Origin of the sequence: Phytopseudomonas argentinensis (assembly GCF_900113905.1) — a bacterium.
GTDB classification, from domain to species: Bacteria; Pseudomonadota; Gammaproteobacteria; order Pseudomonadales; family Pseudomonadaceae; genus Aquipseudomonas; species Aquipseudomonas argentinensis.
Window position 1 is genome coordinate 431,905 of the sequence record NZ_FORC01000001.1, and the last position, 24,030, is coordinate 455,934.

Annotated in this window: 19 protein-coding genes; 6 read left to right on the plus strand and 13 right to left on the minus strand. The window is 63.4% G+C overall.

The genetic code is table 11. The annotated features are described in order from the left end of the window. The first annotated feature begins 115 nt into the window (after positions 1-115). Positions 116-3,559, plus strand: a complete 3,444-nt coding sequence (gene mfd, locus BM154_RS01930) for a transcription-repair coupling factor (RefSeq protein ID WP_074880306.1) — start codon at positions 116-118, stop codon at positions 3,557-3,559. A gap of 138 nt (positions 3,560-3,697) precedes the next feature. Here the strand turns inward: mfd and nagZ are convergent, their stop codons facing one another. Together nagZ and BM154_RS01940 are read right to left on the minus strand one after the other, a co-directional pair. Next, positions 3,698-4,708, minus strand: coding sequence for a beta-N-acetylhexosaminidase (nagZ, locus tag BM154_RS01935; protein ID WP_074880309.1), 1,011 nt, complete (start codon positions 4,706-4,708; stop codon positions 3,698-3,700). Between the two features lie 158 nt (positions 4,709-4,866). Continuing rightward, positions 4,867-5,571: a TetR/AcrR family transcriptional regulator gene (locus tag BM154_RS01940; RefSeq protein WP_074880311.1), complete on the minus strand. Its 705-nt coding sequence runs from the start codon at positions 5,569-5,571 to the stop codon at positions 4,867-4,869. Positions 5,572-5,842: 271 nt separating this feature from the next. On the opposite strand from BM154_RS01940, the gene lexA reads away from it, so the two are divergent. Then, the gene (lexA, locus tag BM154_RS01945; protein WP_074880314.1) at positions 5,843-6,454 is read left to right on the plus strand and encodes a transcriptional repressor LexA; all 612 of its coding nucleotides are present in this window, start codon (positions 5,843-5,845) and stop codon (positions 6,452-6,454) included. 11 nt (positions 6,455-6,465) lie between these two features. Continuing rightward, positions 6,466-6,921, plus strand: a complete 456-nt coding sequence (sulA, locus tag BM154_RS01950; protein WP_074880317.1) for an SOS-induced cell division inhibitor SulA — start codon at positions 6,466-6,468, stop codon at positions 6,919-6,921. A gap of 101 nt (positions 6,922-7,022) precedes the next feature. Here sulA and BM154_RS01955 read toward each other — a convergent pair whose 3' ends face one another. From BM154_RS01955 to fadB, 6 genes are all read right to left on the minus strand, one after another. Then, the gene (locus BM154_RS01955; protein WP_042555598.1) at positions 7,023-7,259 is read right to left on the minus strand and encodes a hypothetical protein; all 237 of its coding nucleotides are present in this window, start codon (positions 7,257-7,259) and stop codon (positions 7,023-7,025) included. Between the two features lie 111 nt (positions 7,260-7,370). After that, positions 7,371-7,892, minus strand: a complete 522-nt coding sequence (locus tag BM154_RS01960; protein WP_074880320.1) for a DUF6586 family protein — start codon at positions 7,890-7,892, stop codon at positions 7,371-7,373. 53 nt (positions 7,893-7,945) lie between these two features. Continuing rightward, positions 7,946-10,552 (minus strand): type I DNA topoisomerase, encoded by a 2,607-nt coding sequence (gene topA, locus BM154_RS01965; protein WP_074880323.1) that lies wholly within the window; start codon positions 10,550-10,552, stop codon positions 7,946-7,948. A gap of 263 nt (positions 10,553-10,815) precedes the next feature. Next, positions 10,816-11,052 (minus strand): DUF1653 domain-containing protein, encoded by a 237-nt coding sequence (locus BM154_RS01970; RefSeq protein ID WP_074882312.1) that lies wholly within the window; start codon positions 11,050-11,052, stop codon positions 10,816-10,818. 140 nt (positions 11,053-11,192) lie between these two features. Then, positions 11,193-12,368: an acetyl-CoA C-acyltransferase FadA gene (gene fadA, locus BM154_RS01975; RefSeq protein ID WP_074880325.1), complete on the minus strand. Its 1,176-nt coding sequence runs from the start codon at positions 12,366-12,368 to the stop codon at positions 11,193-11,195. A 30-nt stretch (positions 12,369-12,398) separates the two neighbouring features. After that, a complete protein-coding gene (fadB, locus tag BM154_RS01980; RefSeq protein ID WP_074880328.1) occupies positions 12,399-14,546 on the minus strand; it encodes a fatty acid oxidation complex subunit alpha FadB in 2,148 nt (715 codons plus the stop codon). Positions 14,547-14,980: 434 nt separating this feature from the next. Here fadB and BM154_RS01985 point away from each other — a divergent pair, with 434 nt between their 5' ends. After that, complete coding sequence (locus BM154_RS01985; RefSeq protein ID WP_074880330.1) at positions 14,981-15,799, plus strand: hypothetical protein; 819 nt, start codon at positions 14,981-14,983, stop codon at positions 15,797-15,799. A 29-nt stretch (positions 15,800-15,828) separates the two neighbouring features. Here the strand turns inward: BM154_RS01985 and BM154_RS01990 are convergent, their stop codons facing one another. Further along, positions 15,829-16,266: a hypothetical protein gene (locus BM154_RS01990; protein WP_074880333.1), complete on the minus strand. Its 438-nt coding sequence runs from the start codon at positions 16,264-16,266 to the stop codon at positions 15,829-15,831. An 87-nt stretch (positions 16,267-16,353) separates the two neighbouring features. Between BM154_RS01990 and BM154_RS01995 the strand changes: the two genes are divergently transcribed. Continuing rightward, positions 16,354-16,797 carry a universal stress protein gene (locus BM154_RS01995; protein WP_074880336.1) on the plus strand — a complete coding sequence of 148 codons (444 nt, stop codon included), beginning with the start codon at positions 16,354-16,356 and terminating at the stop codon, positions 16,795-16,797. An 80-nt stretch (positions 16,798-16,877) separates the two neighbouring features. On the opposite strand, the gene BM154_RS02000 is transcribed toward BM154_RS01995, so the two are convergent. Further along, positions 16,878-18,806, minus strand: coding sequence for an ATP-binding cassette domain-containing protein (locus BM154_RS02000; protein ID WP_074880338.1), 1,929 nt, complete (start codon positions 18,804-18,806; stop codon positions 16,878-16,880). A 364-nt stretch (positions 18,807-19,170) separates the two neighbouring features. Between BM154_RS02000 and BM154_RS02005 the strand changes: the two genes are divergently transcribed. Continuing rightward, positions 19,171-21,096, plus strand: coding sequence for a transglycosylase SLT domain-containing protein (locus tag BM154_RS02005; RefSeq protein WP_074880343.1), 1,926 nt, complete (start codon positions 19,171-19,173; stop codon positions 21,094-21,096). A gap of 97 nt (positions 21,097-21,193) precedes the next feature. On the opposite strand, the gene BM154_RS02010 is transcribed toward BM154_RS02005, so the two are convergent. The 3 genes from BM154_RS02010 to yegS form a co-directional block, all read right to left on the minus strand. Further along, positions 21,194-21,994: an MOSC domain-containing protein gene (locus tag BM154_RS02010; RefSeq protein WP_074880346.1), complete on the minus strand. Its 801-nt coding sequence runs from the start codon at positions 21,992-21,994 to the stop codon at positions 21,194-21,196. Between the two features lie 72 nt (positions 21,995-22,066). Beyond that, a complete protein-coding gene (locus BM154_RS02015; RefSeq protein ID WP_074880349.1) occupies positions 22,067-22,996 on the minus strand; it encodes a chemotaxis protein CheV in 930 nt (309 codons plus the stop codon). A gap of 120 nt (positions 22,997-23,116) precedes the next feature. Then, the gene (gene yegS, locus BM154_RS02020) at positions 23,117-24,013 is read right to left on the minus strand and encodes a lipid kinase YegS (protein ID WP_074880352.1); all 897 of its coding nucleotides are present in this window, start codon (positions 24,011-24,013) and stop codon (positions 23,117-23,119) included. Positions 24,014-24,030: the final 17 nt, after the last annotated feature.

Here is a 24,030-nt window from a genome sequence, read left to right on the forward strand (position 1 = left end):
CTACATTATGACGAGCCAGCTAGGGGTCGGCAATCTGCAGCGGTCGAAACACTGACAGTCATCCTCGCGGATAGTTACAATCGGGGGCCAAATCGTTACCAATCGCGAGCCACCCGTGCCTGTACTGCGTCTGCCGTCCTTGCCGGCCACCGCCGGTAAACAACACTGGGGCAACCTGCCCGGTGCCGCACTGAGCCTGGCTATCGCCGAAGCGGCCAGCGCTGCCAAACGCTTCACTCTGCTGCTCACCGCCGACAGCCAGAGCGCCGAGCGCCTGGAACAGGAGCTGAGTTTCTTCGCCCCCGAATTGCCGGTGCTGCACTTCCCGGACTGGGAAACCCTGCCCTACGATCTGTTCTCGCCGCACCAGGACATCATCTCCCAGCGCATCTCGGCACTCTATCGGCTGCCGTCGCTGAGCCATGGCGTGCTGGTGGTGCCGATCACCACCGCACTGCACCGCTTGCCGCCGAAGCGCTTTCTGCTGGGCAGCAGCCTGGTGCTGGACGTGGGCCAGCGCATCAATGTCGATGACATGCGCGCACGCCTTGAGGCCGCTGGCTACCGCTACGTCGACACCGTTTACGAACACGGTGAATTCACCGTGCGCGGCGCACTGATCGACCTGTTTCCCATGGGCAGCAAGCTGCCGTTTCGCATCGACCTGTTCGACGACGAGATCGAGACCCTGCGCACCTTCGACCCGGAGAGCCAGCGCTCGATCGACAAGGTCGAGTCGATCAAGCTGCTGCCGGCCCGCGAGTTCCCCCTGGAGAAAAAGGCCGTTACCGACTTCCGTGGCCGCTTTCGCGAGCGCTTCGACGTCGACTTCCGGCGCTGCCCGATCTACCAGGACCTCTCCACCGGCATCACCCCTGCGGGTATCGAGTACTACCTGCCGCTGTTCTTCGAGGAAACCGCCACCCTCTTCGACTACTTGCCCCAGGACACCCAGGTGTTCTCGCTACCGGGTATCGAAAAAGCCGCCGAGCAGTTCTGGACGGACGCGCGCAACCGCTATGACGAGCGCCGGGTCGACCCCGAACGTCCGCTACTGCCGCCGGCCGACATCTTCCTGCCGGTCGAGGACTGCTTCGGCCGTCTCAAGGACTGGCCACGGGTGGTGGTCAGCGCCGACGATGTCGAGCCGGGCATCGGCCGCACGCGTTTCGAGGCCAGCGCCCTGCCCGACCTGGCGATCCAGGCCAAGACCAGCGAGCCGCTGGCCGCGCTGCGCCGCTTTATCGAGGACTATCCCGGCCGCGTACTGTTCTGCGCCGAATCCGCCGGGCGCCGCGAGGTGCTGCTGGAACTGCTCGCGCGCCTCAAGCTCAAGCCCAGGGAAGTCGACGGCTGGTCGCAATTCTGCGCAGGCAAGGAGCGCCTGGGCATCACCATCGCACCGCTCGATGAAGGCTTGCAGCTCGAAGAGATCGCGCTGATCGCCGAGAGCCCGCTGTTCGGCCAGCGCGTCATGCAACGCCGGCGCCGCGAGAAGACCCGCGACGCTGGCGACAACGTGATCAAGAACCTTACCGAACTGCGCGAAGGCGCGCCGGTGGTGCATATCGACCATGGCGTCGGTCGCTACCTGGGCCTGGTGACCATGGAGTTCGACGGCCAGGCCGCCGAATTCCTCGCCCTGATGTACGCCGAGGAAGCCAAGCTCTACGTGCCGGTCGCCAGCCTGCACCTGATCGCCCGCTACACCGGAAGCGACGACGCCCTGGCGCCGCTGCACCGCCTCGGCTCGGAAGCCTGGCAGAAGGCCAAGCGCAAGGCCGCCGAACAGGTGCGCGACGTGGCCGCCGAACTGCTCGACATCTATGCGCGCCGTGCCGCCCGTGAAGGCTACGCCTTCAATGACCCAAAAGCCGATTACGAGACCTTCAGTGCCGGCTTCCCGTTCGAGGAAACCCCGGATCAGCAGAGCGCCATCGAAGCGGTGCGCGACGACATGCTCGCCGCCAAGCCAATGGATCGCCTGGTGTGCGGCGACGTCGGCTTCGGCAAGACCGAAGTGGCCATGCGCGCCGCCTTCATCGCCGTGCACGGCGGCAAGCAGGTGGCAATCCTGGTGCCCACCACCCTGCTCGCCCAGCAGCACTACAACAGCTTCCGCGACCGCTTCGCCGACTGGCCGGTAACCGTGGAGGTGATGAGCCGTTTCAAGAGTGCCAAGGAAGTCAGCGCTGCCATCGAGCAACTGGCCGAGGGCAAGATCGACATCATCATCGGCACCCACAAGCTGCTGCAGGATGACGTCAAGATCAAAAACCTGGGCCTGGTGATCATCGACGAGGAGCACCGCTTCGGCGTGCGCCAGAAGGAAGCCCTCAAGGCCCTGCGCAGCGAAGTGGACATTCTCACCCTGACCGCCACGCCGATTCCGCGCACCCTGAACATGGCGGTGTCGGGCATGCGCGACCTGTCGATCATCGCCACGCCGCCGGCGCGGCGTCTGTCGGTGCGCACCTTCGTCATGGAGCAGAACAAGCCGACGATCAAGGAAGCACTGCTACGCGAACTGTTGCGCGGCGGCCAGGTGTACTACCTGCACAACGACGTGAAGACCATCGAGAAGTGCGCCGCCGACCTGGCCGAACTGGTGCCCGAGGCGCGCATCGGCATCGGCCACGGGCAGATGCACGAGCGTGAGCTGGAACAGGTGATGGGCGACTTCTATCACAAGCGCTTCAACGTGCTGATCGCTTCGACCATCATCGAGACCGGCATCGACGTGCCGAGCGCCAACACCATCATCATCGAGCGCGCCGACAAGTTCGGCCTGGCCCAGCTGCACCAGCTGCGCGGGCGTGTCGGCCGTAGCCACCACCAGGCCTACGCCTACCTGCTTACACCACCACGCAAGCAGATGACCGACGACGCGCAGAAGCGCCTGGAGGCCATCGCCAACGCCCAGGACCTCGGCGCCGGCTTCGTGCTCGCCACCCATGACCTGGAAATCCGCGGCGCCGGCGAACTGCTCGGCGACGGCCAGAGCGGGCAGATTCAGGCGGTCGGTTTCACCCTGTACATGGAAATGCTCGAACGGGCGGTCAAGTCGATCCGCAAGGGCGAGCAGCCCAACCTCGACCAGCCCCTGGGCGGCGGACCGGAGATCAACCTGCGGGTACCGGCGCTGATTCCCGAGGATTACCTGCCGGACGTGCACGCCCGCCTGATCCTCTACAAACGCATCGCCAACGCCAGCGACGAGGACGGCCTCAAGGAGCTGCAGGTGGAGATGATCGACCGCTTCGGCCTGCTCCCCGAGCCGACCAAGAATCTGGTGCGCATCACCCTGCTCAAGCTGCAGGCCGAACGCCTGGGCATCAAGAAGATCGATGCCGGGCCGCAGGGCGGACGCATCGAGTTCGCCGCGGAAACCCCGGTCGATCCGCTGACGCTGATCAAGCTGATCCAGAGCGCGCCGAACCGCTACAAGTTCGAAGGCGCCACGCTGTTCCGCTTCTCGGTGCCGATGGAACGCCCGGAGGAACGCTTCAATACTCTTGAAGCACTGCTGGAGCGGTTGCTGGCGACAGTGAAGAGCTGAAAACCATCAGGGCCGCTTATGCGGCCCTGATTGCATCTAAGTACACAGGCCTTTTGTGGGAGCGGGCCATGCCCGCGATTCGCGCGCATGGCGCGCTCCCACAGACTGCAGCTCCCGCCACTGTGCGGCCGCCCTCCCTTACTCCACCAACTGCGCCGCGCGCAACGCCGAGAGCGCCTGCGCCCAACGCGGATCCTGGCGGTAGTCGACGCCCGGAAAAGCCCGCCGACGCATACGCGCCAGCCCCTTGGGCGCCACGACCTTGAGGCGCTGGGCCGCCGACAACGCCAGCTCTGCCGCTGCCCGGTCATTGCATACCAGCCCCATATCGCAGCCGGCGCTCAGCGCCGCCTCGATACGGCTGGCCGCATCGCCGACCACATGGGCACCGGCCATCGACAGGTCGTCGCTGAAAATCACCCCCGCGAAACCCAGCTCGCCACGCAGAATGTCCTGCAGCCAGCGGCGCGAGAAGCCGGCCGGCTGGCTGTCGACCTGCGGGTAGATGACGTGGGCCGGCATCACCGCCGCCAGCTCGCGGCTCAGCGCCGCGAACGGGCGCAGATCCTTCTGGCGGATTTCATCCAGGCTGCGCTCATCAAGGGGGATCGCCACATGGGAGTCGGCCTCGGCCCAGCCATGGCCGGGGAAATGCTTGCCGGTGGCGGCCATGCCCGCCTCCGCCATGCCGCGGATAAAGGCACCGGCCAGTTGCGTGGCGCGCTCGGCGTCGCCCTCGAACGCGCGGTGGCCGACCACCGCACTGCGCCCGTGGTCCAGATCCAGCACCGGCGCGAAGCTCAGGTCCAGGCCCACGGCCAACACTTCAGTGGCCATCAGCCAGCCGCACTGGCGCGCCAGCTGCTCGGCATCGGCGCAAGCGGCAATCGCCCGCATGGCTGGCAACTTCACGAACCCCTGGCGCAGACGCTGTACACGACCGCCCTCCTGATCCACCGCCAGGAGCAGGTCGGGACGTACCGCGCGGATGGACTCGGACAATTCGCGCACCTGCCGCGGGTTCTCGATATTGCGAGCAAAGATGATCAGGCCGCCGACTTCGGGCTGGCGCAACAGCTGGCGATCCTCGGCGGTCAGCCAGGTACCGCCGATGTCCACCATCAGAGAGCCATACAGGGGTGTGGTCACAACGGATATTCCTTGAATAGAGCTTCGCGCCCAACGGCCATGGGCGCGTGGCGCCGGTCAGAGTTCCCGGCTGCCGCGCCGTGGCACGCATGGAGCGGCTAGGGCAAAGCCGCTAGCTTAGGGGCAGCAAGGAGCCGTGGGCAAGCGCTGCGCCTGGCTCAAGGCTTGCTGACGGCAGGGCTTTTGTGGCGAGGAATGAGCTGGGCGGTGGCAAGACGCGGATCGGTCACCGCGCTTTCCGAGCGCATTCCCGCCGCCAGGAACGGCACCATCAGGCGCATCACCTGCTCGATCGAGGTGTCGACGCCAAAGTCGCTCTCGGCCATGGCGCGCAGCGCCTTGATACCGGACATGCTGAACGCCGCCGCGCCAAGCATGAAATGCACGCGCCAGAACAATTCCAGGGGCGGAATGCCGGGCGCCGCTTCGTGCACCAGGTACATGTAACGACGAAACACCTTGCCGTAGACTTCTTCCAGGTATTTGCGCAGGTGCCCCTGGCTCTGGCTGAACGCCAGGCCCAGCAGGCGCATGAAGATCGACAGATCGTTGCCGCTGCGCGGCTTGACCGCCAGGGCCTGCTCGACCAGCAACTCGAGCAATTCCTCGAGACTGAAGGTCACCCCGGGCTTGCTCTGGCGCTTGTCCAGCTCGCGCTCGAGGCTGCTGCAGAAGGGCCCGAGAAAGCGCGAGAACACCGCCTGGATCAGGGCTTTCTTGGAGCCGAAATGGTAGTTGACGGCCGCCAGATTGACCCCCGCCTTGCTGGTGATCAGACGCAGCGACGTTTCGGCAAAGCCCTTTTCCGCGAATAACTGCTCCGCAGCATCGAGAATGCGTTCAACGGTTTCCGATTGCGCCATGACATCCACCAGACAAACAAGTGTTTGAAACATACGTTTCAGCGCGTACCGCTGTCAAGCCGCGCAGGGCGTATTCTGGATGCTCAGTCATGATTTGGCGATAGCGTCGCGCTGCCTTCCAGGCGCTGAGGGAGTTGGCAGCAATGCCCCCAAGCCTGCCGTTCGTCCCCTGGCCCAAGCGCAACCCATGGAGAGCAGCCACCAACGGATTGCCAAGCGCCACTTACTGTATATAATTCCAGTCACTGTATAAAAAGCCAGAGCGCCTCACATGATCAAGCTGACGCCCCGCCAAGGTGAGATTCTCGCCTTCATCAAGCAGTGCCTGGAAGACAACGGCTACCCACCAACCCGCGCCGAGATCGCTCAGGCCCTTGGCTTCAAGTCGCCAAACGCCGCCGAGGAGCACCTCAAGGCCTTGGCACGCAAGGGCGCCATCGAGATGACCCCAGGCGCCTCGCGTGGCATTCGCATTCCGGGCTTCGAGCCCAACCAGGATGAAGAGGAAGGGCTGCCGGTGATTGGCCGCGTCGCCGCCGGTGCGCCGATCCTGGCACAGCAGCACATCGAGGAAGCCTGCCGGATAAACCCGGACTTCTTCCGCCCCAAGGCCGACTATCTGTTGCGTGTGCGCGGCATGAGCATGAAGGACATCGGCATCATCGACGGTGATTTGCTCGCCGTGCACACCACCAGTGAAGCCCGCAACGGCCAGGTTGTGGTCGCGCGCATCGATGATGAGGTCACGGTCAAGCGCTTCAAGCGTGAAGGCAACAGGGTATGGCTGCTGGCGGAAAACCCCGAGTTCGCCCCGATCGAAGTGAATCTGGAAGAACAGGATCTGGTCATCGAAGGTTTGAGTGTCGGCGTCATCCGCCGCTAATTGGAGGCGTCATGCAGTTCCCCCAGTCGTTGAGCCGTAACCAACTGCCCCTGTTCGATGCTTTTCTGGCATCGACCATCGCAGTCGTAGAGGATCCAGCTAGCCAGGAAGACACCTTCAGCGAGGTGTCGCTGCGTGGTGCCGCCGGGCATTGCCTGACGCTACTGGCGCCCATGCTGCGGGAACTGAGTGAGAAGGATGACGAACGCTGGCTGACCCTGATCGCCCCGCCCGCCAGCCTGACCCAAAGCTGGCTGCGTGACGCCGGGCTGAACCGCGAGCGTATTCTGCTGCTGCAGCCCCGTAGCAATCAGAGCCCGCTGCAACTGGCCCAGGAAGCGCTCAAGCTTGGCCGCAGCCATACCGTGGTCAGCTGGCTGCACCCCCTACCCCAGCAGGCACGTGGGCAACTGGAAGCGGCGGCGCGCACCGGCAAGGCACAAAGCCTGAATATCAGCCTGGGTTGAGAACTGGCGGCGGCTAACAGTCGAGCAGAAAAACAAAGGCCAGCGATTATGCTGGCCTTTTGTGTATCTGCGTTCGCCTGATCGATCCAGGCGAATGCCTGTCAGTGCAGTACGCGCGGTTGCTCGTCTTCCTGCTCGAAATCGCCTTCAGCCATTCTGCCGGCCATCTGCACACCAACATTGAGCATCGCCTTGGCGACCTCCACGTGTTGGCCCTGCAAAAATGCCTTGGCATCTTCCGAGAAGTCCAGCACCACCAGTGCTTCCTCATCGTCAGCTCGACGCAGGGCGATACGCCCATCGGGCAATTCGACGATTTCTAGGAAGGAAGTAGGCATAACTCTGGCTCTCCACTAACGGCTGCCCAGTGTAACAGCGAGGCCGCCTGATCGCTTGGCGAAAAAACGGCCAATTGCCGAACGGCTTTCAATCGGCGGCACCTGCCGCGCTTACCACTCGCTGAGGCCAACACGAAAACGCTGAGCCAGCGACTTGAGTTCCTGCCGCCAGCTTTCCAGGGTCTCATGGGCCAGGGGCGGCTCCTCCTCCACCACACTGACCGCCTCGATCAGCGCAGAATTGCCAGATTCGCCCTTGGCTACACGCGGCGGGCGTGGTGGCTTGAACAGCTCGGCATGGGCAGCCAGCAGCTGGCCCAGCCAGGTATGGCGATTCTCGGCAAGCTCGACCAACTCCGCCAGTTCCGGGCTCGGCGCGTCAGCCAGGCTCTGGCGCTCGAGCAGCGCCTCGGCGCGCGGGGCGCTGCTGTTCGGCAGGCGATAGAAGCCGGCGATCTCGTGGCAAAGCCCGAGCAAGGCGCCGTACAGATGAAACAGCGTGGCCTCGCGCTCGGCCTGTACCAGCGCCTGGGCATTCATCGCCCGCCCCTCTTCGGCCTTGCGCCAGGACTCCAGGGACAGCCCGGCATAGAAGATCTTCTGATTGGTGCGGGTATAGAGTTCGCCAGCCATATGCACTCTCCAGATAGCCCCAGGCACGCTCGCTCGAGCATGCCTGGTACGGGTCAACGCTTGTCTTCGACCTTCCACTTGCCGCCGTCGAAGAACGCCTTCCAGCCGGTGGGCTTACCGTCCACCTCGGTCTGCACGTATTGCTCCTTGGTCTTGCGGCTATAACGGATCACCGCCGCGCGACCTTCCGGATCCCTGGCCGGCGCATCGATCAGGAAGTGGTATTTCGGATCGATCTCGTCCTTGTGCGGAATCAGTTCGAGCACCAGCGGCGCACGGGTTTCGCGGTTCTTCGGGAATTGGCTGGCGGCCAGGAACAGGCCCGAGGCGCCATCGCGCAGCACGTAGGTGTCGTCGACCTTTTCGCACTTGAGCTCCGGCATCTTCACCGCGTCCATCTTGGGTGGCGCGGGCTCGCCGTTGCGCAGCAACTTGCGGGTGTTCTTGCACTCGCTGTTGGTGCAGCCGAAGAACTTGCCGAAACGGCCGGTCTTGAGCTGCATCTGGCTGCCGCACTTGTCGCACTCCAGGCTCGGCCCTTCGTAGCCCTTGATACGGAACTGGCCCTGCTCGATCTCGTAGCCGGCACAATCGGGGTTGTTGCCACAGATGTGCAGCTTGCGGGTTTCATCGAGCAGGTAGGCATCCATGGCCGTGGCGCAGATCGGGCAGCGATGCTTGCCGAGCAGCACGCGGGACTCCGACTCGCCCTCGTCATCGGCGGCAATCTCGTCGCCGGGCACCAGGTTGACCGTGGCCTTGCAACGCTCCTTAGGTGGCAGGGCATAGCCCGAGCAGCCGAGGAACACGCCAGTCGACGCGGTACGGATCATCATCGGTCGACCGCACTCGCGACAAGGAATATCGGTCAGGGTCGGAGTATTGGCACGCATGCCATTGTCTCCGTCGGCAGCCACTTCCAGTTTCTTCTTGAAGTCGCCGTAGAACTCGTCGAGCAGGTGCTTCCACTCGCGCTCGCCCTGGGCCACATCGTCGAGGTTCTCTTCCATGCCGGCGGTGAAGCCGTAGTCCATCAGGTCGGAGAAGCTCTCGGACAGGCGCTCGGTGACGATGTCGCCCATCTTCTCCGAGTAGAAGCGGCGGTTATGCAGCGCCACGTAGCCACGATCCTGAATGGTGGAAATGATCGCCGCGTAGGTGGACGGACGACCGATGCCACGCTTTTCCATTTCCTTGACCAAGCTGGCTTCCGAATAGCGCGCCGGCGGCTTGGTGAAGTGCTGGCTCGGGTCGAGCTTGATCAGCTTCAGCGCCTCACCCTGGCTCATTTCCGGCAGCACGGCATCGTCACCCGGTTTGCTCAGCTGTGGCTGGGCACGGGTGTAGCCGTCGAACTTGAGGATACGACCCTTGGCGCGCAGCTCGAACTGCGCAGCGGCGACGGTCACGGTGGTCGACAGGTATTCGGCCGGCGGCATCTGGCAAGCCACAAACTGGCGCCAGATCAGCTCGTAGAGACGCTCGGCATCGCGCTCCATGCCGGACAGCTGGGTAGGCCGCAGGTTGACGTCAGACGGGCGAATCGCCTCGTGCGCCTCCTGGGCGCCCTCCTTGCTGGAGTAGTAGTTGGGCTTCTCGGGCAGGTACTTCTTGCCGTACTCGCTGTCGATGAAACCCCGCACCATCTCGATGGCGTCGGCCGACAGGTTGGTCGAGTCGGTACGCATATAGGTGATGTAGCCGGCCTCGTAGAGACGCTGGGCCATCATCATGGTCTTCTTCACCCCGAAGCCCAGACGCGTGCTGGCCGCCTGCTGCAGGGTGGAGGTGATGAATGGCGCCGTTGGCTTGCTGCTGGTCGGTTTGTCTTCACGCTTGGCAACGCTGTAGCTCGACGCCTTGAGGGTCGCCAGCGCAGCCATGGCCTGGGCTTCGTTCAGCGGTTTGAAGGCCGCGCCATTTTCGCGCGCCACTTCGAAACGCACCTGGGCGTCCTTGGCGGTGCCGAGATCGGCGTGCACTTCCCAGTATTCTTCCGGCACGAAGGCGCGGATTTCCTTCTCGCGCTCGACCACCAGCTTCACCGCAACCGACTGCACGCGACCGGCGGACAGGCCCCGGGCGATCTTTGCCCACAGCAGCGGCGAGACCATGTAGCCGACCACGCGATCGAGGAAGCGGCGCGCCTGCTGAGCATTGACCCGGTTGATGTCCAGCTCGCCCGGGGCGGAAAACGCCTCCTGGATAGCCTTCTTGGTGATTTCGTTGAACACCACGCGCTTGTAGCGGCTGTCATCGCCGCCAATCGACTCGCGCAGGTGCCAGGCAATGGCCTCCCCCTCTCTATCCAAGTCGGTCGCGAGATAGATGGTGTCGGCTTCCTTGGCCAGGCGGCGCAGCTCCTCGACCACCTTTTCCTTGCCAGGCAGGATCTCGTACTTGGCTTTCCAGCCGTGCTCGGGATCGACACCCATGCGCGCGAACAGCTGACGCTTGGCCTTTTCCTTCGGCGACAGCGCCGGAGCTTCGCCAGCCGCAGCCTTGCCACGCTTGGCAGGCTCCTTGGTAGCCGCCCCGCCGCTGGTAGGGAGGTCGCGGATATGGCCGATGCTCGACTTCACCACGTACTGGCTGCCCAGGTACTTGTTGATGGTCTTGGCCTTGGCCGGGGATTCCACGATGACCAGCGATTTACCCATGGATTGGAAAATTCCTGAAATTCGATAATTGAAAAGGCAGCGAATGCCTGAACACTGTTGGGCGTATCGGCTCGACGCCTTTCGCGTCGGCGATGAAAGCGCTCGCTCGACAGAGCGAACGCCAGAGAACGTGGCGCTTGCCGCTTGTATCATCGTTCGGCTGGTCATCCAACCGACCGGAAATGCCCTGCGACCTGCTTTGGCCCCGCTATATATAGTGGCGGTCAAGCCGAGGTCAAGGGCGAGTGTTTTCTCAGTCGACCTCAAGGCCGACGCAACACGCTCGCTTCGGCCTCGACAAAAGCAAAGCGCGGAACCCGCTCGCCGTCCACCTCGACCTCACTGGTGAACATCCCAAGCGGCCGCACCCAGAGACCGTATTCGCCGTACAACGCCTGGTAGACGACCAACTCTTCCTCGCTCTCGGAATGTTTGGCGACACCCAGCACGCGGTACTCGGGGCCTTTGTAGTGACGGTAGAGACCGGGTTGCAGCGACATCATTCAATTTCCTGGAAATATTTTTCGTACGATACAAATAGCCGACCGCCCGTCTGACGGCACCTCCTGGCGCCTGTCGACGGCGAGACCCAAAAAACAAAAACCGGGGCACTGGCCCCGGTTGTGCAACCACCCAAACGTCAGATGCGTTCGAACACGGTGGTAATCCCCTGACCCAGGCCGACGCACATGGTCGCCACGCCAAAGGTGCCGTTGTTCTGCTTCATCACGTTGAGCAGGGTACCGGAGATACGCGCCCCGGAACAACCGAACGGGTGACCCAGGGCAATGGCGCCGCCGTGCAGGTTGACCTTCTCTTCCATCTTGTCGAGCAGCTTGAGGTCCTTGAGCACAGGCAGAGCCTGGGCGGCGAAGGCTTCGTTGAGCTCGACGAAATCGATGTCGTCGATGGTCAGGCCGGCGCGTTTGAGCGCCTTCTGGGTGGACGGCACCGGGCCGTAACCCATGATCGCCGGATCCACACCCGCCACGGCCATGGCGCGCACCACGGCCATCGGCTGGATGCCCAGATCCTGAGCACGCTGGGCGCTCATGACGATCATGCAGGAGGCGCCATCGGTAATCTGCGAGGAAGTACCCGCCGTTACGGTGCCACCTTTGGGGTTGAAGGCCGGCTTGAGGTTCGCCAGGCTTTCCAGGGTGGTTTCCGGGCGAATGGTCTCGTCATAGTCGAAGACCTTGAGGAAGCCGTTCTCGTCATAACCCTGCATCGGGATGATCTCGTCCTTGAACTTGCCTTCCACCGTGGCCTTGTGGGCCAGCTGGTGCGAGCGCACGCCGAACTTGTCCTGGGCTTCGCGGGTGATGCCGTGCATCTTGCCCAGCATCTCGGCGGTCAGGCCCATCATGCCGGACGCCTTGGCGGCATACAGCGACAGGTGCGGATTGGGATCGACGCCATGCATCATGCCGACGTGGCCCATGTGCTCGACGCCGCCGACCACGAATACATCGCCGTTGCCGGTCTGGATCGCCTGCACGGCGGTGTGCAGCGCGCTCATCGACGAGCCGCACAGGCGGCTGACGGTCTGCCCGGCACTGGTGTGCGGGATCTGGGTCATCAGCGAGGCCATGCGCGCGATGTTCCAGCCCTGCTCCAGGGTCTGGTTGACGCAACCCCAGATGACGTCTTCGACTTCCTTGGGGTCGACCTTGTCATTGCGCTCCAGCAGTTTGCTGATCAGCTGCGCCGACATGGTTTCGGCGCGGGTATTACGGTGCATGCCGCCCTTGGAACGTCCCATCGGGGTACGGCCGAAGTCGACGATGACTGCATCTCTTGGATTCAGGCTCATAAATTCACTCTCGCTCCAATCGTTGCGCGATTAACCAAAGAAGGTCTGGCCGTTTTTGGCCATTTCACGCAGTTTCTCGGTCGGCTGATACAGCGCACCCAGATCGGCGTACTTGTCGGCCAGGGCCACGAATTCGGCAACCCCGACGCTGTCGATGTAACGCAGCGCACCCCCACGGAAAGGAGGGAAACCGATACCGTAGATCAGGCCCATGTCGGCCTCGGCGGCGGTCTCGACGATACCGTCTTCCAGGCAGCGCACGGTTTCCAGGCACAGCGGAATCATCATGATGTTGACGATATCCTCGTCGCTCAGCTCACGCTGCTCGGCAACGATCGACTTGAGCAGCTCGTAGGCCTCGGGGTCGCTGACCTTCTTCGGCTTGCCGCGCTTGTCGGTCTCGTAGGCGTAGAAGCCCTTGCCGTTCTTCTGGCCCAGGCGGTTGGCTTCGTACATCACGTCTACCGCGGTGCGACCTTCCACCGCCATGCGATCCGGGAAGCCTTCAGCCATCACGTCACGGCCATGGTGACCGGTGTCGATACCGACCACATCGGACAGGTAGGCCGGGCCCATGGGCCAGCCGAACTTCTCCATGACCTTGTCGATACGCGCGAAGTCGACACCGAAGCTGAGCAGCTTGGAGAAGCCGCCGAAATATGGGAACAGCACGCGGTTGACCAGGAAGCCCGGGCAATCGTTGACCACGATCGGGTTCTTGCCCATTTTCTTGGCGTAGGCCACGGTGGTGGCCACCGCCTCGTCGCTGGACTTCTCGCCGCGGATCACTTCAACCAGCGGCATCATGTGCACCGGGTTGAAGAAGTGCATGCCGACGAAGTTTTCCGGGCGCTTGAGGGCCTTGGCCAGCAGGCTGATGGAAATGGTCGAGGTGTTGGAGGCCAGAATGGTGCCCTCCTTGACCGCCGCCTCGACCTCGGCCAGCACGGCCTGCTTGACCTTGGGGTTCTCGACCACGGCCTCGACGACGATGTCGACGTGACCGAAGTCGCCGTAGGACATGGTCGGGCGAATGGCACTGAGCGATTCGGCCATCTGCGCGGTGGTCATGCGGCCTTTCTCGACGCGCTTGCCGAGCAGCTTGGAGGCCTCGCCCAGGCCCATCTTGATACCCTCTTCGCGGATATCCTTCATCAGGATCGGCGTGCCTTTGGAGGCCGACTGGTAGGCGATACCGCCGCCCATGATGCCGGCACCGAGCACGGCGGCCAGTTTCACGTCCTGGGCGATGGCGTCGTGCGCCTTGGCCTTCTTCTTCAGTTCCTGATCGTTGAGGAACAGGCCGATCAGGCTCTCCGCGACCGAGGTCTTGGCCAGTTTGGCGAAGCCGGCGGCCTCGACTTCCAGGGCCTTGTCACGGCCGAAGTTGGCGGCCTTCTGAATGGTCTTGATGGCTTCGACCGGAGCCGGGTAGTTCGGGCCAGCCTGGCCAGCCACGAACCCCTTGGCAGTCTCGAAAGCCATCATCTGTTCGATGGCGTTTAGCTTGAGCTTCTCCAGTTTGGGCTGGCGCTTGGCCTTGTAGTCCAACTCGCCGGAGATGGCGCGCTTGATCAGGTCCAGGGCGGCGGCCTGCAGCTTGTCGGCGCTGACCACGGCATCCACTGCGCCGACCTTGAGGGCTTCCTCGGCACGGTTTTCCTTGCCGGAGGCGATCCACTCGACGGCGTTGTCGGTACCGATCAGGCGCGGCAGGCGCACGGTGCCGCCGAAGCCCGGGTAGATACCCAGCTTGACCTCGGGCAGGCCGATCTTGGCGCCCTCGGCCATGACCCGGTAGTCGGCGGCCAGGCACATTTCCAGACCGCCACCCAGGGCGATGCCGTTGATGGCGACCACGGTGGGTACGTTCAGATCTTCGAAATCGCTGAAGATCCTGTTGGCTTCCAGGCCGCTGGACACCAGTTGCTCTTCAGGCAGCTTGAAATTTTCGACGAACTCGGTGATGTCGGCACCGACGATGAACACGTCCTTGCCGCTGCTGACGATCACGCCCTTGATCGAGGCGTCGGCCTTGATCGCATCGACACTCTGGCGCAGCTCGCTCAGGGTCAGACGGTTGAACTTGTTGACGGACTCACCCTTGAGGTCGAACTTGAGTTCGACGATGCCGCTTTCAAGAGCCTTAACCGTGATGGCTTTACCTTCGTAAATCATCAACTGATCTCCACGCTAAGGGAATCTGAACAGTACACACCGGAGCCAACCGGCCGACTTCGCCACCAAACAACTTAGACGAAAATCTGCTACCCACCGATGCAGTATTCGGACTGGATTGGGCATTGCCTGTCAGGCAAACGCTCAATTCATACGCCCGTTTGATTTGGGTGAGCACACCTTCACGGAAAACCCGAAGATTGTCAATTGGCGTTATGTAGCCAAGTGCGGCGGCCACTACGCAGACCATACAGTCACATGACCTGGTAGCGAAAAGTCGATTATCCGCGTCGATATCCCGTCATTCGGCAGGCGCGTCTGGCCCATTCGTGAGCGCTGGCCAAAACCCCGGACCAGGGGTAGAGTCGCGCCCATTCGGCTGCCACCGAATGACCCAAAACAACAAGAACGAGCGATTACACCGAGGTTCCCGCATGCCAACTCACCTGCGTGCCGTCTCTCTGCATGCCCTTCTGCTTGCTGCCCTGCTGATACCCACAGCGGCATTTGCCAATACCGCCAGCGACCTCAAGCACCTGCAGACCTTCCATCTTGCCACCCAGAAAAGCCTGGGCGACTTCTACATGTACAACAGCATGGAAGGCGACCAGCGTTATGCGCGGATGATCGACGCCTCACGCCAGCAGGCACGCGAGCAGCTAGGCAAGCTGGCCAACCTGGCCGACGTGGGCGCGGCCGGCCTGCAGACACAATTGCAGCAGCAATGGCAGCGTTACGATGGAGAACTAACGGCCTTGATTGCAGCACTGCAGAAGCAGGGCTACACGGACCTGCAGCCGGTCGCGGACCTGGCTGCCCGCAATCGTCAGGTACTGGAAATAGCCCAGGCGCTTTACGAGGCGTTGCAACGCATGGATGGCAACGCCATCAGCGAGCAGATGGCGACCACCCGCGAACTCAGCGTACTGATGCAGAGCATCGCGGTGAACTACGCGGCGCGCAGCGCTTCGGTGGGGGCCAGCTTCTCGGGCGACAGCAGCGAGCGGCCCATTGAAGAACTGGTGGCTGACTTTTCCGCGCGCCTGAGCGCATTGCGCAAGCAGCCGGGCAATGGCACGGCGGTCAACACCACGCTCGACGGCGTGGCGACCAAATGGCGCTATATCGAAGGCTCGCTGCGCAATTACAACGAAAAGAGCGTGCCCTTCCTGGTCAACAAGTACTCGGACAGCATCATCCGCAGCCTGGCGGACGTCGACACGCTGTACGCGCAGCCGGGCAGCGCCTCTTGAGTGGGTGCGGCGTCGGCTCGACAGTTGAATCAGGCACGAGCCTTGAGAAAGCTGGCGATCGCTGGCAAGGCTTCGGGTTGGGCCCGCTCCCCCCACAACAGCGCGATCATCTGGGGCGTGGCCTCGGCCTTGTAGACGTCGGCCGGCAGCGTGCCGAGCTGTTCGGCCAGCGACGTATCGGCGCAGGGCTCCTGCCACTTGTTCAGCCACTTGCCCGGCTCGCTCTGCCAGTAGCACCAGCTGTCCTGCCTCCCGCGGGGACGGGGGTGATGGTATTGCGGGCAGGGGTTGGGCGGCGTCTTGTTCAGCCAGTACGGCCACTCTTCGCGGGCCAGCTGCATCGCCAGGCCCAGGCGCCGGGCCTGCATACGTACGTCCATCTGGCCACGCTGGCGACGCGACGGCACCAGCCAGACCAGCGGGCTAAGGGCGAAAACCAGTAGGGCCAGAATGATCCATCCCGTCATAATTTCTATCTCGACTGCGCAACCTGTGGTAAATGCTCAAACCAGCCATACTTGAAATCACTGGTCACCCTTGAAGGAGACAACCCCATGTCCTACCAGCACATTCTGGTCGCCGTCGATCTGACCGAGGAGTGCGACCCGGTAATGAAGCGCGCTCAGGCTCTGGCCGGCAGCACCCAGGCCAAACTGTCCGTGGTACACATCGTCGAACCGATGGCCATGGCCTTCGGCGGCGACGTGCCGATGGACCTGTCAATGCTGCAACAGCAGCAGTTCGAACAGGCCAAGGAGCGCCTCGACGCCTTTGCCATCAAATACCCGCAGCTCAGCGCCGAAAGCCGTCACCTGGCCTACGGCCAGCCGCGCCAGGAAATCCATCGCCTGGCCGCCGAACAGCATTGCGACCTGATCATCGTCGGCAGCCACGGCCGCCACGGCCTGGCCCTGCTGCTGGGCTCCACCGCCAACGACGTGCTGCATGGCGCGCCATGCGACGTACTGGCGGTGAGCCTGAAGAAGCCAACCGCCTGATCACCCCGCGCTACAGCGATCAACGCCGGGCAAAAGCCCGGCGTTTTCATATCAGCGATCGCTTGCGGACGCCGCCGGCGTCAGCCTTCCAGCTCAGCCCAACGCTCGACCAGGCGGTCCAGCTCCTCCTGCTTGGCCTGCAACTGCGCCAGCACCGCCGCCGTCTGCTCGCCGGACTGCTGATAGAACGCAGGGTCGGCGATCTTCGCTTCCAGGTCAGCAATCGCCTGCTCGGTAGCATCGATCTGCTCGGGCATGGCATCCAGCTCGCGCTGGTGTTTGTAGCTGAGTTTCTTCTTGGCGGCCGGCGCGGCTTCTGCCGCCGGCTCGGCTACGGGGGCCGCGACCGGCGCCTCGACGACGGCCGAACCCAGCTCGGCCTTGCCCGACTTGCTTTCGCCCACCCCCAGCAGGCGCGGCGAGCCACCCTGGCGCAACCAGTCCTGGTAGCCACCAACGTATTCGCGCACCTTGCCCTCGCCTTCGAAGACCAGGGTGCTGGTCACCACGTTGTCGAGAAATTCCCGGTCGTGGCTGACCATCAGCACGGTGCCCTTGAAGTTCGACAGCACTTCCTCGAGCAGCTCCAGGGTTTCCACGTCGAGGTCGTTGGTTGGTTCGTCGAGCACCAGCAGGTTGGCCGGTTTGCTGAACAGTTTGGCCAACAGCAGGCGGGCACGCTCACCACCGGACAATGCCTTGACCGGCGTGCGGGCGCGTTGCGGGCTGAACAGGAAATCGCCCAGGTAGCTCAGCACGTGACGGTTCTGGCCATCGATCTCGATGAAATCGCGGCCCTCGGAAATATTGTCGATGACGGTCTTTTCCACATCGAGCTGGTGACGCAGCTGATCGAAATAGGCCACTTCGATCTTGGTGCCCTGCTCCACCTTGCCGGCGGTGGGCTGCAGGCCGTCGAGCATCAGCTTGAGCAGCGTGGTCTTGCCGGTGCCGTTGGCGCCGAGCAAACCGATGCGGTCGCCGCGCTGCAGCACCATGGAAAAGTCCTTGATCAGCAGCGGGCCGTCAGGGTGAGCAAAGCTGACATTCTCCAGCACCATCACCTGCTTGCCGGACTTGTCTGCCACATCCAGCTGGATATTGGCCTTGCCGGTGCGCTCGCGGCGCTCGCTGCGTTCCACCCGCAAGGCTTTCAGGGCACGCACACGGCCTTCGTTACGGGTACGACGGGCCTTGATGCCCTGGCGGATCCACACTTCTTCCTGGGCGAGCTTCTTGTCGAACAGCGCATTGGCGGTCTCTTCGGCGGCCAGCGCAGCCTCCTTGTGTACCAGGAAGCTGGCGTAATCACCGTTCCAGTCGATCAGCCCACCGCGATCCAGTTCGAGAATGCGCGTGGCCAGGCTCTGCAGGAAGGCCCGGTCGTGGGTGATGAACAGTACGGCGCCCTGGAAGTCCTTGATGGCCTCTTCGAGCCAGGCGATGGCGCCAATGTCCAGGTGGTTGGTCGGCTCGTCGAGCAGCAGCAGATCAGGCTCGCTGACCAGCGCCTGGGCCAGCAGCACGCGTCGACGCCAGCCGCCGGAAAGCTCGGCCAGGGTCTTGTCGGCCGGCAACTGCAGGCGGCTCAGGGTGCTGTCCACCAGTTGCTGCAGGCGCCAGCCGTCCTTTGCTTCCAACTCCTGCTGCACATGCATGAGCTTGTTGAGGTCGTCCTCGGTGACGCAGTTCTGCGCCAGGTGGTGGTACTGGGCAAGCAGCTCGCCGACGCCATCGAGACCCTGGGCAACCACGTCGAATACCGTGCGGCCATCGGCCACCGGCAACTCCTGGGGCAGCTCGCCGATCTTCAGGCCCGGCGCCCGCCAGATCGCGCCGTCATCGGGCTTCTGCTGGTCATTGACCAGCTTGAGCATGCTCGACTTGCCGGTGCCGTTACGACCGATGATGCACACCCGCTCGCCGCGGGCGATCTGCCAAGACACCTTGTCCAGCAGCGGCATGGCGCCAAAGGCCAGGGAAACATCGGTGAACTTGAGCAGGGTCATCAGGGTTGCCTCGACAATACGCAGGAGTGGTCGGCAAGTACCCCGGCAAGCGCGACTCGGCGCGCGCGGGGGTCGACCAGGAAACTGATCCGGCAGAAACAGGCGTCTGCCAAAAACGGGCGCATATTCTAACCGAGAAGGCCGCTGGCGTCTGTCAGCGCAACTGCCGGCCATCGACGTGACATAAACAGACATGCGCAGGGCACCAGCGGCCCTTTCGCGGCACGCGGGCAAAAGGCTAAGCTAGCGCCCATTGTCGCCGTCGCGCCTCGCGGCGGCCCAGACCGTCACCGCCCCAAGGGCACATCAGGCGACCTGCATCCAGCCAGGCCGCGCCCGCTCACGAGATGACCCCGGAAGTGCCATGCGCTGTCGTTTGCCCCGTCTGCTGTCCTGCCTGATCATTTGCGCCGCTACTTCCACGCTGAGCCAGGCTGCGAGCCTGCAGCAGCAGCGCCAGTACTACGACGAAGCCAAGGCCGCCCTGGCCAAGGGCGACAAGGGCCCTTATGAGCGCTACGCCAGCGCGCTGCGCGATTACCCGCTGACGCCCTACCTGACCTATGACGAGCTGACCGCGCGCCTGAAGTCGGCCAGCAACCAGGAAATCGAAGGCTTCCTTGCCGCCCATGGCGACCTGCCCCAGGCCAGCTGGATGAAGTTACGTTGGCTGCGCTGGCTTGCCGAGCGCGGCGAATGGCAGACCTTCGCCAAATACTACGACCCTGGGCTGAACTTCACGGAACTGGACTGCCTCAATGGCCAGCGCCAGCTGGCCCAGGGCCAGACCACCGAAGGTTATGCCACGGCCGAAAAACTCTGGCTGGTCGGCAAGTCCCAGCCCGAAGCCTGTGACCGCCTGTTCGACCGCTGGGCGGCTGAAGGCCAACTGACCGAACAACGCCGCTGGCAACGCGCCAAACTGGCCGCTGAAGCGCGCAACTACAGCCTGGCGACCTTTCTGAGCAAGGATCTGCCAACCCTGAGCAACCACGGCAAGCTGCTCGTCGAAGTCGCCCAGAAACCGCAGATCCTCACCCAGACCGGCCGTTTCACGCCGGCCGACGATGCCATGGGCGATGTGGTCAGCCTCGGCCTGCGCCGCCTCGCCCGCCAGGACCCGGAACAGGCCCTGAGCCTGCTCGAGGGCTACTCGCAGCGCATGCGCTTTTCCGAGCAGGAAAAAGTCGCCATCGCCAACGAGATCGGCCTGACCCTGGCGCGCCGCTTCGACCCGCGCGCGCTCGATGTGATGGCCAAATACGACCCCAACCTGCGCGACGACACCGTCAGCGAATGGCGCGCCCGCCTGCTGCTGCGCCTGGGCCGCTGGGACGATGCCTACAAGCTGATCAGCCGCATGCCCGAGTCGCTGGCCAGCACCAACCGCTGGCGCTACTGGCAGGCGCGCAGCCTGCAACTGGCGCAACCGAACAGCAAGGCCGCCCAGCCGCTGTTCCACGAGCTGGCCAAGGAACGCGACTTCTATGGCTTCATGGCCGCCGATCAGGTCAAGGAGCCCTACTACCTGAAGAACGCGCCACTGCAGTTGAGTCCGGCGGTCATGAAGAAGGTGCGTAATGCCCCCGGCATCCGCCGTGCCATGGAATTCCAAGACCGCGGCCAGATCGTCGAAGGGCGCCGCGAGTGGTACCACGCCAGCCGCCATTTCGATCGTGACGAGCTGGTCGCCCAAGCGCGCCTGGCCTACGACATGCAGTGGTACTTCCCGGCGATCCGCACCATCAGCCAGGCGAAATACTGGGATGACCTGGATATCCGCTTCCCCATGGCCCACCGCGATTCCCTGACCAGCGAGGCCAAAAAACGCGGCCTGCATTCCAGTTGGGTATTCGCTATCACCCGCCAGGAAAGCGGCTTCATGGCCGATGCCAAGTCCCCCGTCGGCGCCATGGGCCTGATGCAGGTGATGCCCGCCACGGCCAAGGAGACCGCGCGCAAGTTCGGCATTCCCTTGAGCAACCCGAACAACGCGCTGCTGCCCAGCGTCAACATCCAGCTGGGCGCCGCCTACCTGAGCCAGATCTACGGCCAGTTCAACGGCAACCGGGTGCTCGCTTCGGCGGCCTACAACGCCGGCCCGGGGCGCGTTCGCCAGTGGCTGCGTGACGCCAATCACCTGTCTTACGACGTGTGGGTAGAGAACATTCCCTTCAACGAGACCCGCCAGTACGTGCAGAACGTGCTGTCCTACGCAGTGATCTACGGCGACAAGCTAAACGCGCCACAGCCGCTGGTGGGCTGGCACGAGCGTTATTTCGATCAGTGAGCCCGGCAGGCGATCCCCGGAGCGAGCTTGCCCCGGGGATCGCTTCGCTTAACCAGGCACCGCCTTACACCCTGTCGCGGCGAGTTGACTCCCCTACCTACGCCAGCACTTCGACCGGCATGCCGACCTGCAGCTCGCCGCTGCCGTGGTTGATGAGGTTTTGCCCGAACAAGATGCCCCCTTCGCCCTGGCGATAGCTGCGCAGGGTGATCAGCGGCTCGCGGTCGGCACTGCGTTCACCTGTCTGCGGGTCGATGGTGGTGATCACGCAGCGCGAGCAGCGTTTGGCGAGGGTGAACTCGACCCCGCCGATACGAATGCGCGTCCAGTTGTCCTCGGCATAGGGGTCGCTGCCCTGCACCACCAGATTGGGACGAAAGCGCAGCATCTCCAACGGTCTGCCGACACGGGCGACCAGATCATCCAGTGAGGCCTGGCCGATCAATAGCAACGGGAAGCCGTCAGCGAAGCCGACCTTCTCGTCATCATTCAGGTTGCCTTCGATATAGCGCGCCCGTTCTGCCGGCACATGAACCAGGCGGCAGGCCTTGCCGAGAAACTGGCTACCCCAGGCCGCGGCTTCATCACCGGCATCCGGTACCCGCAGAGTATCGTGCCAGATGATCACGCCACGCAGGGCCTGGTCGGGGTCCGGCAGCGCCACCTGCAACGCCGGCATGCCAGGCGCTTCCAGGTCGAGGCCGCCAGCCGCGTTCCAGCGAGCCTGCAGCTGGCTCATATGAGGGAAAGTGCGCTGCGTCATGAACCGCCCGGTTTCCGCGTCCGCGAACATCCAGCGGCGATCACCGGCCACACCCAGACCATCGAGCTGCAGGCTTGGCAGGGATTCGCCCATGGCGGATTTGAGGGGGAAGCGATACAGCGCGGAGAGGTGCATGGCGCGGCGTCCTGACATGAGCGAAACGGCGGTTATACGCAAACCGCCGCCAGGGCTCAAGCCGGCACAGCTCTACTTTTCGTCTAGAGCAAGACGTTGGCGAATCACATCCACCAGCTTGTCAGGCTGGAACTTGGACAGGAAGTTGTCACAGCCCACCTTCTTGACCATGGCATCGTTGAAGCTGCCGGACAGCGAGGTGTGCAGCACCACGTAGAGGTCGCGCAGGCGCGGGTCCTGGCGAATCTCGGTGGTCAGCCGGTAGCCGTCCATTTCCGGCATTTCGGCGTCGGTGAACATCATCAGCAGCTTGTCGGTGATGACCACACCGGAATCCGCCCAGGCCTTGAGCATCTGCAGGCCCTTGAGGCCGTCGGTGGCGACGTGCATTTTCATGCCCAGCTGCGACAGGGTATCGCGCAACTGTGCCAGGGCCACGCTGGAATCATCGACCAGCAGCACCTCGCGGCCGCGCGCCTTCTCGAGCAGCGGGTCGGCCAGGCGGTCACCGGAAATGCGCGTGTCGTAGGGCACGATCTCGGCCAGCACCTTCTCCACGTCGATGATTTCCACCAACTGGTCATCGACCTTGGTGATCGCCGTCAGGTAATGCTGGCGCCCTGCACCACCTGGCGGTGGCAGGATGGATTCCCAGTTGAGGTTCATGATGCGGTCGACACCGCCGACCAGGAAGGCCTGGATGGAGCGGTTGTACTCGGTGACGATGATGGTGCTGCGCTCATCGGGCACGATCGGGCGCATACCGATGGCCTGGGACAGATCGATGACCGGCAGGGTCTGGCCGCGCAGGTGGATCACCCCGCAGACGAAGCGGTGACGATGGGGCATCAGCGTCAGCTTGGGCATGTGCAGAACTTCCTGCACCTTGAACACGTTGATGGCGAACAGCTGGCGGCCCGCAAGACGGAACATCAATATTTCCAGGCGGTTCTCGCCTACCAGCTGCGTCCGTTGATCAACGGTGTCGAGAATACCGGCCATTATTCGCTCCTGAGGCGTGGGTGTTGGTATGAAGCTATCGGCCAGACGTGCAATAACTGTAGGCGGCATGGCGTAACGCCATCTTGCACCAGCGCGCGGCGCCGTACCAGTACCAGCCGATCAGTCGTGCAGCAAAGGCGAGTGTTCCGGCAAATGCAGGCGCAACGCCTGGGGCCTTGCTGCGAAGCGTAGACGATGCCCGCCACGCGGCTCGCCATCGAGGTTCAGATCCAGCCCTTCGGGGGCGTCGATCTCCAGCCATGGCAGTCGGGCGCTGATCGACACCCCCTCGATGCCTTTCAACCCTCCCGAAAGCAGCGTACCCAGCGTGCCGACCACATCGTGCGCGGCCGGCACGATGCATACGTCCAACAGGCCGTCGTCCACTCGCGCATGGGGGCACAGGACATGACCGCCACCGGCCTGGCGACCATTGCCGATACCCAGGGCGAGGAACTCGCCTTCCCACTCGAAATCCTGGCCCTTGAAGCGCCCGAAGGCCGAGCGCACCTCGGCAAAGCGGGTCAGGCCGGTAAGCATGTAGGCCGCACCACCAAGGACGCGCTTGAGGTCTTCGGAGGTATTGGCGGTGATGTTGGAGCCAAAGCCCCCGGTGGCCATGTTGAGGAACAATTCGCCATCCACCTCGCCCAGGTCGATCGCCCGCGCGGGGGTATCGAGCAGCGCCAGCGCGTCGGCCGGGGTCAGCGGTATAGCCGCGGCATGGGCAAAATCATTGGCGGTTCCCAGCGGCAGCAATACCAGGCTGGCGTCGGTGTCGGACTTGGCCATGGCTTCGGCGACATCGCGCAAGGTGCCGTCACCGCCGCCGGCAATCAACGTCGGGTAGCCCGCTTGCAGCGCTTCGTCCACCAGACGCTGAGCATCGCCCGCCTCCCAGGTCAGCCGCACCGCAAGATCCCAGCCACGCTCACGCTGGCTGCTGACCGCAGCGCGTACCTCTTCGTTGAGGGACTGCTTACCATGAAGGATCAACAGCGCTTTACGCTCTTGCATAACGGCTCCGGAAACGG